Consider the following 15,674-nt stretch of genomic DNA (forward strand, 5'->3'; position numbering starts at 1 on the left):
CGATGTGTCGGCTTGCGTGCCATCCTTTGGCTGCGTACCTATTAGCTCTCGGAAAGCGGATTCCACCTCGTGAGGGCGCCCTTGCTGTCCAAGTGGTTCGAGACCCGTACAACCGCGCAGACGGTCGTCGTGAGCCTGACGATCGGTCTCGCCGCGTTGGCGGGCCTTGCGCTGTGGACGAGCCTGAGCATGCAACGAGCAGCCACGCACCTGCACGAGCTGAACGAGATCAGCGACCGCTGGGGTCTGGTCGTCCAGAACGTCGACGTCGCCGATCACGCCCTCTCCGACTACCTGCGCTCCGGCACCCCGGTCATGCGCCAGCCCGTCGCCAACGCCGCGGGTGCCGCCGAGGAGAGCCTCCGCTGGCTGCGCGAGAACGGCGCTCCGGCGGACGTTCGCGCCGCCACGTTCGTCGGCGATCTCTACGGCGACTACACGACCCTGCTGCGCGAGACGGTCGCGGCCGGCGACCTCGGCGACAACCGGCAGGCGGCGCAGAAGGCCGACCAGGCCGAGCTCACGCTGGTCTCGCTGCGCAAACAACTCTCCACGGTCGTCCAGCTCAAACGCTTGGAAACCACCGACTACCTGCGTGCCGCCGAGACGCAGAACGGCCGGCTCAGACTCGCGGCGGTCATCGCATTCGTGGTCGACCTCGGCCTGGTCGGGTTGTGCGGCGTGGTGCTGCTCGGCCACCGTCGCAAGATCCTGCGCCAGGCCGCGAAGAGCGAGCACGAGGCGATGCACGACGCGTTGACGGGCCTCGCCAACCGCACGTTGCTGACCCAGCGCACCCAGCAGGCCATCGCGCGCGCCAACACCAACGGCGAGCCGCTCGGCCTGTTCCTCATCGACCTCAACCGCTTCAAACCGATCAACGACACGCTCGGCCACGCGTTCGGCGACAGGCTCTTGCAACACGTGGCGAACCGGCTCACCGGCGCTGTCCGCGAGGTCGACACCGTGGCACGGCTGGGTGGCGACGAGTTCGCGGTGCTGCTGCCGTCGATCCGCACCGCCGCGAACGCGCTGATCGTCGCGGACCGGGTGCACCGGGCGTTGGAGGAAGCCGTTGACCTGGACGGGTTGTCGGTCGACGTCGGTTGCAGCATCGGCATCGCGCTGTACCCGACGGACTCCACGGACGCGCACGAACTGTTGAAGCACGCGGACATCGCGATGTACGCGGCGAAACGCGCGAAGGCCGGCACGGCGGTGTACGAGGCGTGTCTGGACAAGCACAGCGTCGCCCAGTTGTCCGTCGTCAGCGATCTGCGCCGGGCGATCGACCAGAGCGAGCTCGTCCTGCACTACCAGCCGAAAGCCGACCTCCGCACCGGCACCGTCTGCGGCGCCGAGGTGTTGTGCCGCTGGCAGCACCCGCGCCTCGGCCTGCTCGGTCCGGACAGGTTCATCCCGGCCGCCGAGGAGACCGGCCTGATCGAGCCGCTCACCCAGTACGTGCTGGACCACGCGCTGGCGCAGTGCCGCAGCTGGCACGCGTCCGGCTGGGACGTGCCGATCTCGGTCAACGTCGGCGCCCAGTGCCTGCACGACCCGACGTTCCCCGAACAGGTCGAGCGGCTGCTGAAGGAACACGGGCGGCCGCCGGACGTGCTGACGCTGGAGATCACCGAGTCCGCGATCATCTCGGATCCCGAGCGGGCCAGCGACGTGCTTTCGCGCCTGCGGGAACTGGGTGTGCGGCTGTCCATCGACGACTTCGGCACCGGCTACTCGTCGATCGCCTACCTGCGCACGATGCCGGTGCACGAGATGAAGATCGACCGCTCGTTCACCACGAACATGCGCTCCGACTCGTCCTCCGGTGCCATCACGCGATCGCTGCTCGGGCTCGCGCACAACCTGGAGCTGGAGGTCGTGGCCGAGGGCGTGGAGGACGAGGAGACGTGGACCGCCCTCGCCGCCCTCGGCTGCGACATCGTGCAGGGGTACTGCCTGAGCAAACCGCTGCCCGCCGACGAGTTCGCGGTGTGGCTGCGGGATCGGATGCTGGACGAGCTGACTCCTAGTACTCGCTCATCGCGTCGATGAGCCAGCGCGCCAGGTAGTCGGCGAACGACGACCGCGGGAACAGCCGATACGTCTCGTCGCCGACCTGCCACAGCAGCACCGGAACCGGCCCGACCGTCGTCTGAACCGCTTGTCCAGGACCGAACGCGCGCGGATGCAGGTCGACCGGGCAGCCCTTCTCCAGCACGTCCCGCGCGAACGGCCCGCTCAGCTCGACGATCGTCCGGTTCGCCGACACGTCGACGGCCGAGCCGGACTCACCCGCGAGCGCCTCCACGAGCTCGGCGTGGATCCCGGGCTCGTCGTCCAGCACCAGCCACTCGTCCGGCCCGAGCCAGAACACCGTGCGCGCACCGGAAACACTGGTCTGCCCGCACTGCTGAGGCAGCGCGACCCCGAGCGCCTTCTCGACTCGTTCGGACGACGGGTCGACGCGAAGGTTCACCATGGTGCGGAAGGGAAGCTCGGCCAGGCCCGCGGGGAACTGGACGTGGGCCAGCGGACTGCGACGCAGGTCAGCCATCTCGCCTGCTCCCTTCGGGGTCGTAGAGGACGAGGTCGGCCACCTGCACCGGCACGAGCTCGGAGCCCACGTGCGCCATCAGCGTCTCACCGATTCGCGACTGCCCGGCGGCCACAAGCGCCAGCGCGAACGGACGGCCCAGCGCTTCGCTGTGATAGCTGGAGGTCACGTGGCCCAGCATCGGCACCGGGGGAGTGAGGTCGACGTCCCGCGCGATGATCTGCGTGCCTTCGGGCAGACGGGTCGAACCGTCCGTCGGCAGCAGGCTGATCAGCTGCTTGCGGTCACCACGCGCGGTGTCCGAGCGCGAGAACGAACGGTTGCCGACGAAGTCCTTCTGCTTGGACACCGCCCAAGCCATGCCGGCGTCGTGCGGCGTGACCGTGCCGTCGGTGTCCTGGCCGACGATGATGTAGCCCTTCTCGGCGCGCAGCACGTGCATGGTCTCGGTGCCGTAAGGCGTGATGTCGTACGGCAGACCGGCTTCGTACACCTGCTCCCACACCGACAAGCCGTACCAGGACGACACGTTGATCTCGTACGCCAGCTCGCCGGAGAACGAGATCCGGCAGATCCGCGCGGGTACACCGGAGGCCAGCGTGGTCTCGCGGAACGTCATGAACGGGAACGCCTCGGCCGACAGGTCCAGATCTGGAGCCAGAACCGAGACGACGTCACGTGAACGCGGACCGACGACCGCGATCGTGGCCCACTGCTCGGTCACCGAGGTGCAGTGGACGTCGAGCTCAGGCCACTCGGTCTGGAGCCATTCCTCCAGCCAGTCCAGGACGCCGGCCGCGCCACCGGTCGTGGTGGTCAGGAAGAACCGGTTGTCGTCCAGCCGCAGCGTCACGCCGTCGTCGAAGATCATGCCGTCGGGCTTGCACATCACGCCGTAGCGCGCGTGGCCGGGCTTGAGCTTCTTGAAAGCGTTGGTGTAGATGCGGTTCAGGAACTCACCCGCGTCCGCGCCCCAGATCTCGATCTTGCCGAGCGTCGAGGCGTCCATGACCGCCACGCCGTTGCGCGCGGCACGGCACTCGCGGGCGACGGCGGCGTCGATGTCCTCGCCGTCGCGCGGGAAGTACCACGGGCGCTTCCACTGGCCGACGTCCTCGAACAACGCTCCGTGCTCGACGTGCCACGGGTGGATCGACGTCGTGCGCTCGGGGTCGAACAGGTCACCGCGCTCGCGTCCGGCCAGCGCCGCGAACGCGACCGGGGTGTAGGGCGCGCGGTAGGTCGTGGTGCCGATCTCGCCCACCGAACCGCCCAGCGCGTGGGCGATTACACCGATCGCGTTGACACCCGAGGTCTTGCCCTGGTCGTTGGCGGTGCCGAGCGAGGTGTAGCGCTTGACGTGCTCGACATTCAGCATGCCCGCGCCGGTGGACCGCCACACGTCCGCGACCGTCACATCCCTTTGCAGGTCGACGAAATGCGTGTCGTAGGAGTCGGCGGGCACGAGCCACAACGCCTGCGTCGGCCACAAGCCCTCGCCACTGGCCATGCCGACGATCTCCTGGTTGCGCACCGCGCCGTCCGGGACGAACGCGACCAGTTCGTCGTCCCAGCGCAGCTTGCCCTGGCGCTGGCTGTGCAGGTGCACGACCGGGCTCCAGCCACCTGACACGGCGAGGAGATCGCACTCGAACGAGACCGTGCCGCCTTCGGACGTCCGGACGATCACGCCCGTGATCCGGTCGTCGCCCTCGGTGCCGATCACCGCGCTACCAGGCAGAATTCGCACATCCACGTCGACGGACACGTCAGATCGCGCGTCCACGACGGCCGCGACCTCGACACCGGCGTCCAGCAGGTCGCGGACGGTGTCGTAGGCGCTGTCGTTGTTGGTGAACACGACGACCCGGGAACCTGCCGCGACGCCGTACCGGTTGAGGTACGTGCGCACGGCTCCGGCGAGCATCACGCCGGGCTTGTCGTTGCCCGCGAACACCAGCGGACGCTCGTGCGCACCGGTCGCGAGCACGACCTTGCCCGCCCGGATGTGCCACAACCGTTGGCGTGAAACATTTTGAGGGGCGGCGGAGCCGAGGTGGTCGGTGCGCCGCTCCAACGCCAGCACGTAGTTGTCGTCGTACGAGCCGATCGCCGTCGTGCGGCTCAGCACGACGACATCCGCAGGCGCTTCCACCGACGGCTGATCGTCGACCAGCATGACCCGAACTCCGGTCGCGGCAGCCTCTGCGGCAGCCTTGAGACCCGCCGGCCCGCCGCCCACGACCAGAACGTCGGTGTGCACGAACTTCTTGTCGTACACAGCGGGATCGGGCGTCGGGTCGAGACGTCCCTTGCCCGACAACGTCGACGCGACCAGCCCATCGTAGAGCTCCACGGTCGTCGCGGGCAGCATGCCTTCCGAGCACGGCCCGTCGACCTGGAGCAACGCGTTGGGTTCCTCGACGCCCGCGGCCATGATCCCGCGAGGCCTGTCGCGGTAGATCGACGGCGCGACCTCGATGATCCCGTTCGCCAGCATCGCCGACGCCACGGTGTCACCGGGATGCCCGGTCAGCTCACGACCGTCCACAGTGAACCGGAGAACCGTGGACCGATCGATGCGGCCTCCGTGTGGGAGCCTGGTCATCGGGGCACCTCCTCGCCGTTGCGGTAGACGGCGAGCACCTCGTAGCTGACGGTGTCGCGCAGGACGTTGAACCAGCGCCGGCAGCCGATGGAGTGCATCCAGCGCTCGGCGAACGGGCCCTTGGGGTTCTCGCGGTAGAACACGTACTCGGCCCACTGCTGGTCGTTCAGAGCAGAAGGCGTTTCGGGATAGGCGACGTGGGCTTGTCCGCCGTAGCGGAACTCGGTCTCGTCGCGGGGCCCGCACCACGGGCAGCTGATCAGCAGCACGGTGATCCAATCAGTGGGCCACGGCGGCGGCGCCGTGCTCGTCGATGAGCGCGCCCGTCGTGAAGCGGTCGAGGGAGAAGGGGGCGTTCAACGGGTGCGGCTCGCCGGTCGCGATGGTGTGCGCGAACGCCCAGCCCGCGGACGGCGTGGCCTTGAAACCGCCGGTGCCCCAGCCGCAGTTGACGAACAGGTTCTCGACCGGCGTGGTGCCGATGATCGGCGACGCGTCCGGCGTGACGTCCACGATGCCGCCCCAGGTCCGCAGCACGTGCGCGCGGGCGAAGATCGGGAACAGCTCGACCGCCGCGGCCATCTGGTGCTCGATGACGTGGAACGAACCCCGTTGGCCGTAACCGTTGTAGGAGTCGACGCCCGCGCCCATCACCAGCTCGCCCTTGTGCGCCTGCGAGACGTAGACGTGCACGTGGTTCGACATCACGACGGTCGGGTGCACCTGCTCGTTCAGCTCGGACACCAAGGCCTGCAACGGATGCGACTGGACCGGCAACCGGAAACCGGCTCGTTCAGCGAGAACTGAGCTGTGCCCGGCCGCTGCGAGCCCGACCCGTCCGGCGAGGATCCGGCCGCGGTTGGTCTCGACGCCGACGACTTTGTCGCCGTCCTTGATGAACCCGGTGACCTCGCAGTTCTGGATGAGATCCACGCCCAGTTCGTCGGCGCGCCGGGCCAGCGCCCACGCCACGTGGTCGTGCTTCGCGATACCCGCGCGGGGCTGGAAAGTGCCTCCCAGCACGGGATAGCGGGTCTTCCGCGACAGGTTGATGATCGGGCAGATCTCGGCGATCTGATCAGGCTCGACCCACTCCGCGTCGACTCCGTTGAGGCGGTTGGCGTTCACCCGCCGCACGCCCTCGCGGACGTCCTGCAGCGTGTGCGCGAGGTTCAGGACACCGCGCTGGCTGAACAGGAAGTCGTAGCCGAGCTCTTCGGGCAGGCCTTCCCACAGTTTGAGGGCGTGCTCGTAGATCGCCGCGCTCTCGTCCCACAGGTAGTTGGAGCGGATGATCGTGGTGTTGCGGGCCATGTTGCCGCCCGCGAGCCAGCCCTTCTCCAGCACGGCGACGTTGGTGATGCCGTGCTTCGACGCCAGGTAGTACGCGGTGGCCAGGCCGTGCCCGCCCGCGCCGATGATGATCACGTCGTAGGAGGAGCGCGGCTCGGGGTTGCGCCACAGGAAGTCCGGGTGTTCGGGCAACGGGGTCACGCGGCAGCTCCCTGCAGGTGCGGGTACAGCGGAAACGCGGTGGCGAGCTTCTCGACCCTGTCGCGCAGGACCTGCTCGTCGGTGAGTTCTTGCCGCAGGGCCAGCGCGATGATGTCGGCGACCTCGCGGAACTCGGCCTCGCCGAACCCGCGCGTGGCCAGGGCGGGCGTGCCGATCCGCAGCCCGGACGAGACCATCGGCGGGCGCGGGTCGAACGGCACTGCGTTGCGGTTGACCGTGATACCCACGCGGTGCAACCGGTCCTCGGCCTGCTGACCGTCCAAACTGGAGTTGCGCAGGTCGACGAGCACCAGGTGCACGTCGGTTCCGCCGGTCAGCACGGTGATGTCGGTTTCTTCGAGCAGGCGTTCGGCCAGCAGGCGCGCACCGGCCAGCGTGCGCTCCTGGCGTTCGCGGAACTCCTCGCTCGCCGCGACCTTGAACGCCACCGCCTTCGCCGCGATCACGTGCTCCAGCGGACCACCCTGCTGACCGGGGAACACCGCCGAGTTGATCTTCTTGGCGAACTCCGCGCGGCTCAGGATCACGCCACCGCGCGGTCCGCCCAGCGTCTTGTGCGTCGTGGTCGTCACGACGTCCGCGTAGTGCACGGGGTTCGGGTGCAGCCCGGCCGCCACGAGCCCGGCGAAGTGCGCCATGTCGACCATCAGGTACGCGCCGACCTCGGCCGCGATCTGCCGAAACCGCGCCAGGTCCAGCACCCGCGGGTACGCCGACCAGCCGGCGACGATCATGCGTGGCTTGTGCTCGTAGGCGAGCTGCTCGACCTCGTCCATGTCGATGCGCATGTCCGACTCGCGCACGTGGTACGGCACGACGTTGTAGAGCTTGCCGGAGAAGTTGATCCGCATGCCGTGCGTGAGGTGGCCGCCGTGCGCGAGATCGAGCCCGAGAATCGTGTCGCCGGGCTTGAGCAACGCGAACATCGCCGCCGCGTTCGCCTGCGCACCCGAGTGCGGCTGCACGTTCGCCGCCTCGGCGCCGAACAACGCCTTCACCCGGTCGATCGCGAGCTGCTCGACGACGTCGACGTGCTCGCAACCGCCGTAGTAGCGCCGCCCCGGATACCCCTCGGCGTACTTGTTCGTCAGCACCGACCCCTGCGCCTGCATGACCGCGGCCGGCGCGAAGTTCTCGGAGGCGATCATCTCCAGCGTCGACTGCTGGCGCCACAGCTCCGCGTCCACGGCGGCGGCGACTTCGGGATCGAGTTCGTGCAGTGGCCGAGACAGTGGACTCGTTGGCATGCGAGGCTCCATACTGACGGACGACTGGTGAACAACTGATATATCAGGCTCTGCGTTAAGGTATTCAAGCTCGCGGGAGAGGTCAAGGGGGCCTGATGGAGAACGTGGCCGAGCCTCTGGGCGAGGAGCTCTCCTTCGCCGAGCGGGCCTACCGGAACATTCGTGACCAGCTGGTCATGCTGGACATACGGCCGGGCGCGCCGATCAACGAGGACGCGCTGGCGCAGTCGCTCGGCTTCGGCCGCACGCCCGTGCGCGAAGCGTTGAAGCGCCTGCAGTACGAGCGGCTGATCGCGGCCTACCCGCGGCGCGGCACGTTCGCCACGGACGTCAACATCACCGACCTGGCGCACATCTCCGAGGTGCGGCAGGAGCTGGAACCGCTGGCGGCGGCCCAGGCAGCCCGTCGCGCGACCGCGGCCGACCGCGCGACGCTGACTTCGCTCGTCCAAGGACTCGGGAGGGTGCCGCGCGGCGACTCGGCCGAGCTGATGCGGCTGGACCTCAAGGTGCACCGGGCGGTCTACGCGGCCACGCACAACCCGTACCTGGAAGACACGCTCGTCCGCTACGACAACCTGGCGACGCGGATCTGGTGCCTGTTCATCGACCGGCTCGCGGACATGGCGAGCCACGTCGAGGAGCACGAGCCGTTGATCGAGGCGATCGTGGCCGGGGACGCGGAGAAGGCGGCGGATCTCGCCCGTGGCCACGTCGAGGGGTTCGAGCAGGCCATCAGATCAGCGATCTGATGGCCGTCGCTCATCGCTGGGTAGCGAGCCGGTAGGCGGCGGAGCCGATCAGCTCCAGCGACACCTGCAGGCGTTCGAGGCTGATGTTGTCGCGGATCGTGTCCTCCGGCGTGTGGTAGATCGGTTCGAGCTGCGCCGGACCACCCTCACCGCGCCAGCTGAAGTTCGCCGACGCCATGCCCTTCTCGTGGAACGGCACGTGGTCGCTCGACCCGCGCGCCACCGGCCCGTGCACCCGCGGGTCGTAGCCGAGCCGCTGAGCCGCTGCCCTGACGCTCGCAGTCGTCGCGTTGTCCGCGCCGTCCACCGACAGCAACCAGTACGCGGTCGCCGGGTCGTGGCTGGTGGCGACCATGTCGTTCTGGAACACGCCCTTGATCCGCGCGATCTCCTCGGCCGACAGCTGCGAGACGTAGTGCCGCGACCCGAGCAGACCCTGCTCCTCCGAACCCCACAACGCGAACCGGATCGCTGTGTGCGTTGGCAGATAACGCAGAACACGCGCGAGTTCCAGGCACAGCACGGTTCCGCTGCCGTCGTCGTTGGCGCCTGGCGACCCCGGCACGCTGTCGTAGTGCGCGGTGACCATGACGACCCCGTTGTCGCGCCACGGGAACGTCGCCGGACGCTCGGCGATCACGTTGTAGGAGGTCAGGTTCGGGTGATGCGTGGTGCTGATCGTCAGCTCGCCCGACCCCTGCGCGCGCAGCTTCTCGGTGTGCACCTGGGCGAGCCCGATCACCGGCACGGTGACGTTGCGGTCGAGCGTGGGGGAGAAGGCGCTGGACTTGCTCGCGGTGGAGGAGATCCGGCCGAGGATCACCGCCACCGCACCCCGTTCGATCGCCGCGTGCACGTGCGCGGAACCGGTGGGAGCGTTGACGAAGAACGCGATCTTCCCGGTCAGGTCAGCGCCGTCCGTCACCTCGACGAACGGCGCTTTCACCGTGACGCCAAGGGATCCGAAGCGCGACGAGCCCGTCTGCCACTGGCCGATCTGGGCGAGGTACTTGTCCGGCACGGTGAACGGCTGCGTGGTCACCTGGTACCGCAACGCCTTGAGCTCCCGCACGAGGTAGTCGCGCGCCCGGTGCTCGGACTCGGTGCCACCGATCCGCGGCCCGATCCTGTCGCTGAGCACCTTGAGGTGTTCGAGCGCCTTGCGTGCCCGAACCCGTGCCACGACGGGGAAATCACCGAGGTTCAGGTCCGGGAGCGTCGCCGCGCCCGGTCTCCGCTCGGTCGCCGCGAGCGCGCTCGCGGGGTTGGCCACCACGGCGGCGACCCCGGCCGCCGCGGCGAAGAAGTCACGTCTGCGCATCTCGTCCCCCATCTCCCAAGGTCCACCGAACGTAGGCAGCGCGGGAGGTGGGGGACAACCGACTAGTGGCTGGCTTTCTCGGCGTGCTCCAGAACCAGGTCCTGCACCTGACGACGTGCATCCGAACGGGCTCGCTCGACGCAGTCCATCAGCCGCATCGCCAGCACATCGGGATCAAGATCGCGCACCGCAGGGCTGAGCGCGATACCCGTGGTCACGCCGTTGGAGTCGACGGAAACCGTGACGCCGCCACGGGTCGACTGACCGCTGACTCCGGCCAGCAACCGCACGAGGTCGAGGTAGTGGAGCCGTTCGCGTTCGGCGGTCGCCGCCTGAAGTTCCTCCCACCACGCGAGACGCCGGCGCAACAACGCGTGCGCGGCCGCCGGGTCCGGCACCGGAACCGACCACGCCCCGGACGCGGTGTGCAGCACCAGACCACTCGCGTCGGTGGTCACCTGCTCGATGCGGCCGAACGAGACCCCGGCGCCGTCCCCCCGCGTCGTCCAGTCGATGCGGTCGGTGCCGATCACGACGCGCGCGTCCGGTCCTGTCAGCACCAGCGGAAAGGCGGTCGACCCGAGCTCGAGGACGGGTGAGGCGAGCAGTGACCGCCTCGCCATCCTCGCGAGCACACCGGCAGATCCGGCGCCGAGCACTCCGGCCGCGCACAACGCTTTCACGGCCAGCGCCGCGTGCGGGCTGAGCCGCAACGCGATCCCGGAGCTCGGCAACACGCCGAGAACCAGCTGCGCGCCGGTCATCAGCGTGGTGGCGGGCATCCAGGAGTGCGGGTCGCTCAACCCGTTGCGGCGCAACCAGGTCAGCAACGCCCAAGCGCACGCCGCCGCGGCGACGGCCGGGATCGCCGACCACCAGGCCGTCGTCATCCCGGCCAGCGCCACGCAGACCAGGCCTATCGCCACCGGCAGTGCGCCGGAGGAGAGGAGCAGCAACATCCTCGTGCGGCGCCAGCGGGATGCCAGCGCGCGCACGACGTGAGGATCGTTGATGTGAGGGATGGCATGGGGAAGTAGCGTCATTCGCGCACCCCTGTCAGCTCTCCGCCATCACGAGTTGTGATGTGCGGGCCGACCAGGCTTCCCGGCGCACCTACGCGTAAATATGCCGTAAATGTCCAGGTCGCACAACCGCCCTATGTCGTCTTCACACGCTTTCCGAGGATGGCGTCGATCACCAGGAACACCACGAGACTGATGCCGAGCAACGGCACGAACCAGCCCACCACCAGCGCACCGACACCCAGCCCGACCAACGCGGCCGGCGGTGCCTTGCGCCACTGGCCACGCGGCGTCGGACGGCCGAAACCGCTGGTGGGCCTGCGCTTCCACCACATCCGGTAGCCGAGCACGACCAGCGTCACGAGCCCGCCGCCGATCAGCAGCAACAGCAACTGGTTCGGCCACCCGAACAGCACGCCCATGTGCGCGTCGATGCCCCACCTCGTCAGCTTCGCCGCGAGCGGGTAGTCCGAGAACTTCACCGAGCTGACGACCTCGCCGCCGTGCACCGCGACCGAGTCGACCTGTGTCGGCAGGCCCTTCTCGATCTCGGCGACCTTCCACGCGCCACCGGTGTCCGCGGGCAGGTTGATCTCGACGGCCTTCGCGTCGATGCCGGACGACCGCGCGACGCCGAGAACGGTGTCGACCTCGCTGTGCCCGGCGGCGGCCGGAGTGCTCGAACCGTGGTCGCCGTGGTCGCCCGCACCGGGCATCTTGAGCTTGGGCGTGGTCCAGTTGAAGGCCTCGCGCATTGTCGCGACGTTCTCACCCGCGTAGGCCGACCACGTGAGACCGGTGGCGGACAAGAACAACGCACCCGCCAACACCCACACACCGATCAGGCCGTGCGTGCGGATGCGCTTGCTGTTGCGCGCCCTGGTGATCCACAGCACGAGACCGCCCAGCGCGACGACCCACAGCCACGACGCCGCGAGCTCGCTGTAGAGGCGGCCGGGTTCGCCGAGCATCAGGTTGCGGTGCAGCTGGTCCAGCGTGGTGCGCAACGGCAGGATTCCGCTGGATCCGTAGACCACGAGGTCACCGGTGACACGGCCGGTGCCGGGGTCGACGAACACCGCACGGCGTTCGGACTCGCCCAACCCCTTCTCGGAGAACAGAACGCGGGTCGTGTCGCCGGGTTCCGGAGCCGGCCGGACCGCGACCAGGGATCCGTTGGGCGACGTCGCGAGCGCGGCGTCGACCTGCTGGGCGAGCGGGAGTTGTTGTGCGGTGGCGGGAACGCGGAGCTGGTCGGAGTAGACCCACGACTCGAGTTGAGGAGTGAGCGCGTACAGGACGCCGGTCAGTGCGGCGACCAGGATGAACGGGCCGACGAGCACGCCTGCGTAGAAGTGCAGGCGCAGGAAGAGTCCCCGCCACGCGAACGATGTGCGTGACGGAACTTCTGTGGTGGACATGCCAAAGGCCTCTCTGGGCGTGAACAGGTGCAGGACCGTCGGGAAACGGCCCTGTGAAGGGGTTTTCAGACCTGTTCAGCCGGAGGACCGCGCCACGACAGCACGTCCAGGAAGACGACCACCGCGGGAAGGACCCGCGGGGTGGCCACGACGAGAGGCGCCGTGGCGGGCAGGGGAGTGAGCTTGCGGGGGAGCACCGACGCGATGGCGCGGGCCAGGGCGAGCACCGTGCGTTCGGCTGTGGCCAGCACCACGACCGTCAGCACGGTGGCCACGACGTGCGAGGCGACCATGTCGGACGTGTCGTGATGATCGTGCCGGGACGCGGCGAGCGTCATCATGAAGTGCATGGCGACCTGGCCGCCGCCGATCAGCGCGAGCATCCGGCCCGGCGTCAGCTCGGCCTTGGCGAAACCGGCGCCGGCCCACGTCAGCAGTGCGACCAGCGAGAACACCAGGCCCGCGTCGGGTAAGTGCCCGTCCGCGGTCGAGTGCGCCAGAACGGCGAGCGCTCCCGTGACCACGCCGACAGCCGCACAGCGCGCACGGCGCAGCGGGGCAGGGGGCAAGGTCACGTTTCGGAGCTTAACCGCTGGTTGGGGCGGAATTACACCCACGGAAGAACCAACCGGACGGTTCATCGCTCTCACCCGGAAAATGGGCGCTGTGATCTCCTACACGACCGATGTCAGCGCGTTGTCCGAAGCGGATCTCGCCGGGTTCTTCGTCGGCTGGCCCGTTCCGCCGTCTCCCGAGCAACATCTTGCGGTGCTGCGCGGGAGCTACCGGGTGGTGATCGCTCTGGCGGAGGGCCGTGTGGTCGGGTTCGTCAACATGATCAGCGACGGGGTGCTGACCGCGTTCATCCCGTGGCTGGAGGTGCTGCCGTCGTTCCAGGGGCAGGGGATCGGCACGGAGCTGATGCGCCGGGTGCTGGCTGCCGCGGACCACCTGTACTCGATCGACCTGACGTGTGACGAGTCGTTGCGGCCCTACTACGAGCGGCTGGGCATGGCCGCGTTGACCGGCATGGGACTGCGCAACCGCGACGCGTGTGGGTAAACGTACCCAGCTGGACGTGGGCAGGACTGGCTCTGGCTGATCTTCCGGCGGCGCCGGAAGATTTTTCACCATGAAGCCTGCGGTGGGGGGAACCGTTCGCGGCCGTAGCGGACCAGCTCGGAGCGCCGGTGGGTGCCGAGCTTGGCGCGGATGTTCTCCAGATGTCGGTTGATCGTGCGGACGGAGATGCCGAGGTCGCCGGCGATCTCCCGGTTGTCGTACCCCTTGGCGAGAGCGCGCAGGACCTCCTGCTCGCGTGGCGTGAGCTCGCCGCGCTGGAACGCCCCGATGACCAGCGCCGCGACCTCCGGCGGCAGCACCGGCCCCGCCAGCACGGCATGCACGGCCTCTGCGACCTGATCAGCGGTCGACCCTTTGTCGAGATACCCGTGGGCACCGGCCCTGATGGCCTCGACGACGGCGCCGACGGGCGCCTGCGACATGACGATGATCCGGGTGGCGGGCGGGAGGAACGAGATCACGACCCGCCCGTCGCCGTCCTCCAGCCCTAGGTCGACCAGCGCGACGTCGGGTGCCAGTTGGGCGAGTTGCCTGGCTTCTTCGATCGTTCCGGCTTCGCCGACGACTTTCGCGCGCCCGTCTCGCTCCACGCACGCCCGGATGCCGTCCCTGGTGATGGGGTGATCTTCCACGATGATCACTCTGATTTGGGGATCCACAGCTCCACCTCGGTGCCACGGCCCTTGCGGGACCTGACCTTCACGCTCCCGCCGACGTTCTCGACGCGCGCCTTGACGCTGAGTTTCAGTCCGAGCCTGCCGCGCTTCTGGAGCGCATCCTCGTCGAAGTCGAAGCCGACACCGTTGTCCCGCACGGTGATCAGCACACCGTCCGCGTCCTCCAGCACCGCGATCCACACGCGGTTGGCGTGCGCGTGGTTGCGCACGTTGGTCAACGTCTCGCGCACGGCCGCTGTGACTGTCGTGATCGTCTGACGGGGCATGGGCGCTCTGCCGGTCGACGCGGTGCGCACGGGCAGGTCGTCGAACTCGTCGACCAGCCGTTCTAGCTCCTCGGTGAGCGAGCCGTCCTCGTGTGTCGGGTCGTCGTCATGTGTCGGGTCGTCGTCGAGGTGGATGTGGCGGAGCTTGCGTTCTTGCCGTTCTAGTGCGGCTCGTTGTGCGGGGTCTGTTATGTCGCGTCGTATCGCGGCTAGGCGTTGTAGGACGTCGTCGTGGATGTCGGCTGCTAGGCGTGCGCGCTCTTCCAGGCGTGCGCCGTGGTCTGCTAGGGCGGTTAGCTTGAGCAGTTGGCCGGTGACTATGCCTACTACTGCGCCTATCAGGGGGTAGGAGAGCATCGTGCCCATGAGCGCCAACGTTTCCAGGTGCAGCAGGGTGGTTGGTGGCACGCCGTTTATGTAGTACTGGAACGGGACTACGGCTGCTAGGAGGGTGCCTGCTGCTAGGCCGCCTCTTACGCCGTGGATTACCGCCCACGCTGCTACTGCTGCTGTTGGGTAGATGCCGGCGAAACTTGGGTGGACGGTTAGTACTCGGCCGGTTGGTTCTACTAGGCCGCCGATGGTTTGCACCGTTGCGGCCAGGGCCAGGTCGATTGTCGCTGAGCCCTTGTGTTGGGGGGAGAGGGTGACTATCAGGGTCCAGATGAAGACTGTGGCCAGGGTTGCTGCGCCTAGTTGTGTTTGGACTATTTGGCCGCCGAACGCTGCGGTGAAGGACATCCAGGTGAAGGCGGACCAGCGCAGGACGAGGATCAGCGTCATGGGGGCTGGGTGTCTTGCGCGCATTGGGGGTGATGGTCCGGGTGTTGTGGGGTGGGGGCAAGGGTTGTTCCTTCTAGTGGAACGTGGGGCGCGACTTTGTGGGTGGTCGGGTTGCGTTGGGCGTGTTCCTGTTGCGAGTCCGTGCCGTTCCCGGCTTGCGTAGTCAGAGTTCCTGTTGCGTGCTTCCCCTTGGGAGCTCTGCCCCAAACCCCGCCAATCTGATCAGGGGGCCAGCGCTGCGGGTGGGTTGATGGCACGCCTGTTGCTTTGGGCGGCTGCCTGTTGCGTGGGTGGTGCGGTCCGGCGGGCCCCGTCACGAGTCGTGTTGGGGTTGTCCCCGTTTGCCGGACACGTGGTTTTCACGCGGCGTGAGCGCGGCGTGTTTCGGCGGGGGTTCGGTGACCGTTTGTCGAATGTAG

Annotated in this window: 14 protein-coding genes; 3 read left to right on the forward strand and 11 right to left on the reverse strand. The window is 68.3% G+C overall.

Annotation, left to right across the window (positions count from 1 at the left end; genetic code table 11):
- Nucleotides 1–69 precede the first annotated feature (69 nt).
- Nucleotides 70–2,058 carry a bifunctional diguanylate cyclase/phosphodiesterase gene (locus tag AB0M24_RS42150; RefSeq protein ID WP_363779754.1) on the forward strand — a complete coding sequence of 663 codons (1,989 nt, stop codon included), beginning with the start codon at nt 70–72 and terminating at the stop codon, nt 2,056–2,058.
- Here AB0M24_RS42150 and soxG read toward each other — a convergent pair.
- The 5 genes from soxG to glyA are packed head-to-tail and all read right to left on the reverse strand — an operon-like array spanning nt 2,033 to nt 7,930.
- Nucleotides 2,033–2,560, reverse strand: a complete 528-nt coding sequence (gene soxG, locus AB0M24_RS42155; protein ID WP_363779756.1) for a sarcosine oxidase subunit gamma family protein — start codon at nt 2,558–2,560, stop codon at nt 2,033–2,035. The genes AB0M24_RS42150 and soxG overlap by 26 nt on opposite strands.
- Nucleotides 2,553–5,168, reverse strand: a complete 2,616-nt coding sequence (locus tag AB0M24_RS42160; protein ID WP_363779758.1) for a 2Fe-2S iron-sulfur cluster-binding protein — start codon at nt 5,166–5,168, stop codon at nt 2,553–2,555. Before AB0M24_RS42160 ends, soxG begins: the two co-directional genes overlap by 8 nt.
- Complete coding sequence (locus AB0M24_RS42165; RefSeq protein WP_363779760.1) at nt 5,165–5,437, reverse strand: sarcosine oxidase subunit delta; 273 nt, start codon at nt 5,435–5,437, stop codon at nt 5,165–5,167. The genes AB0M24_RS42160 and AB0M24_RS42165 overlap by 4 nt, the downstream gene beginning before the upstream one ends.
- A 10-nt stretch (nt 5,438–5,447) precedes the next feature.
- Nucleotides 5,448–6,662 carry a sarcosine oxidase subunit beta family protein gene (locus AB0M24_RS42170; protein WP_363779762.1) on the reverse strand — a complete coding sequence of 405 codons (1,215 nt, stop codon included), beginning with the start codon at nt 6,660–6,662 and terminating at the stop codon, nt 5,448–5,450.
- On the reverse strand, nt 6,659–7,930 hold the full coding sequence (gene glyA, locus AB0M24_RS42175) for a serine hydroxymethyltransferase (protein ID WP_363779764.1): 1,272 nt from the start codon (nt 7,928–7,930) through the stop codon (nt 6,659–6,661). Before glyA ends, AB0M24_RS42170 begins: the two co-directional genes overlap by 4 nt.
- 95 nt (nt 7,931–8,025) lie before the next feature.
- On the opposite strand from glyA, the gene AB0M24_RS42180 reads away from it, so the two are divergent.
- Entirely contained in the window at nt 8,026–8,682 is a 657-nt protein-coding gene (locus tag AB0M24_RS42180; protein WP_363779766.1) for a GntR family transcriptional regulator, read from the forward strand.
- A 10-nt stretch (nt 8,683–8,692) separates the two neighbouring features.
- On the opposite strand, the gene AB0M24_RS42185 is transcribed toward AB0M24_RS42180, so the two are convergent.
- From AB0M24_RS42185 to AB0M24_RS42200, 4 genes are all read right to left on the reverse strand, one after another.
- On the reverse strand, nt 8,693–10,003 hold the full coding sequence (locus tag AB0M24_RS42185) for a M28 family peptidase (RefSeq protein ID WP_363779768.1): 1,311 nt from the start codon (nt 10,001–10,003) through the stop codon (nt 8,693–8,695).
- Nucleotides 10,004–10,065: 62 nt separating this feature from the next.
- Nucleotides 10,066–10,998: a YbaB/EbfC family nucleoid-associated protein gene (locus AB0M24_RS42190; protein WP_363779770.1), complete on the reverse strand. Its 933-nt coding sequence runs from the start codon at nt 10,996–10,998 to the stop codon at nt 10,066–10,068.
- 161 nt (nt 10,999–11,159) lie between these two features.
- Entirely contained in the window at nt 11,160–12,446 is a 1,287-nt protein-coding gene (locus AB0M24_RS42195; protein ID WP_363779772.1) for a PepSY domain-containing protein, read from the reverse strand.
- A gap of 65 nt (nt 12,447–12,511) precedes the next feature.
- Complete coding sequence (locus AB0M24_RS42200; RefSeq protein WP_363779774.1) at nt 12,512–13,021, reverse strand: hypothetical protein; 510 nt, start codon at nt 13,019–13,021, stop codon at nt 12,512–12,514.
- 91 nt (nt 13,022–13,112) lie between these two features.
- Between AB0M24_RS42200 and AB0M24_RS42205 the strand changes: the two genes are divergently transcribed.
- Nucleotides 13,113–13,508, forward strand: a complete 396-nt coding sequence (locus AB0M24_RS42205) for a GNAT family N-acetyltransferase (RefSeq protein ID WP_363779776.1) — start codon at nt 13,113–13,115, stop codon at nt 13,506–13,508.
- A 65-nt stretch (nt 13,509–13,573) separates the two neighbouring features.
- Here AB0M24_RS42205 and AB0M24_RS42210 read toward each other — a convergent pair whose 3' ends face one another.
- Nucleotides 13,574–14,161, reverse strand: a complete 588-nt coding sequence (locus tag AB0M24_RS42210; protein ID WP_363779778.1) for a response regulator transcription factor — start codon at nt 14,159–14,161, stop codon at nt 13,574–13,576.
- A gap of 5 nt (nt 14,162–14,166) precedes the next feature.
- Nucleotides 14,167–15,255 (reverse strand): ATP-binding protein, encoded by a 1,089-nt coding sequence (locus AB0M24_RS42215; RefSeq protein ID WP_363779780.1) that lies wholly within the window; start codon nt 15,253–15,255, stop codon nt 14,167–14,169.
- Between the last annotated feature and the right edge of the window lie 419 nt (nt 15,256–15,674).

The sequence above is a fragment of the Lentzea sp. NPDC051838 genome (assembly GCF_040681245.1).
In the GTDB taxonomy this organism is placed as follows: Bacteria; Actinomycetota; Actinomycetes; order Mycobacteriales; family Pseudonocardiaceae; genus Lentzea.

Excerpts from the sequence above, each read along its gene's own strand:
- soxG (WP_363779756.1), bottom strand. The coding sequence starts at position 2,560 with ATGGCTGACCTGCGTCGCAGTCCGCTGGCCCACGTCCAGTTCCCCGCG.
- AB0M24_RS42160 (WP_363779758.1), bottom strand. The coding sequence starts at position 5,168 with ATGACCAGGCTCCCACACGGAGGCCGCATCGATCGGTCCACGGTTCTC.
- glyA (WP_363779764.1), bottom strand. The coding sequence starts at position 7,930 with ATGCCAACGAGTCCACTGTCTCGGCCACTGCACGAACTCGATCCCGAA.
- AB0M24_RS42180 (WP_363779766.1), top strand. The coding sequence starts at position 8,026 with ATGGAGAACGTGGCCGAGCCTCTGGGCGAGGAGCTCTCCTTCGCCGAG.
- AB0M24_RS42185 (WP_363779768.1), bottom strand. The coding sequence starts at position 10,003 with ATGCGCAGACGTGACTTCTTCGCCGCGGCGGCCGGGGTCGCCGCCGTG.
- AB0M24_RS42195 (WP_363779772.1), bottom strand. The coding sequence starts at position 12,446 with ATGTCCACCACAGAAGTTCCGTCACGCACATCGTTCGCGTGGCGGGGA.
- AB0M24_RS42215 (WP_363779780.1), bottom strand. The coding sequence starts at position 15,255 with ATGACGCTGATCCTCGTCCTGCGCTGGTCCGCCTTCACCTGGATGTCC.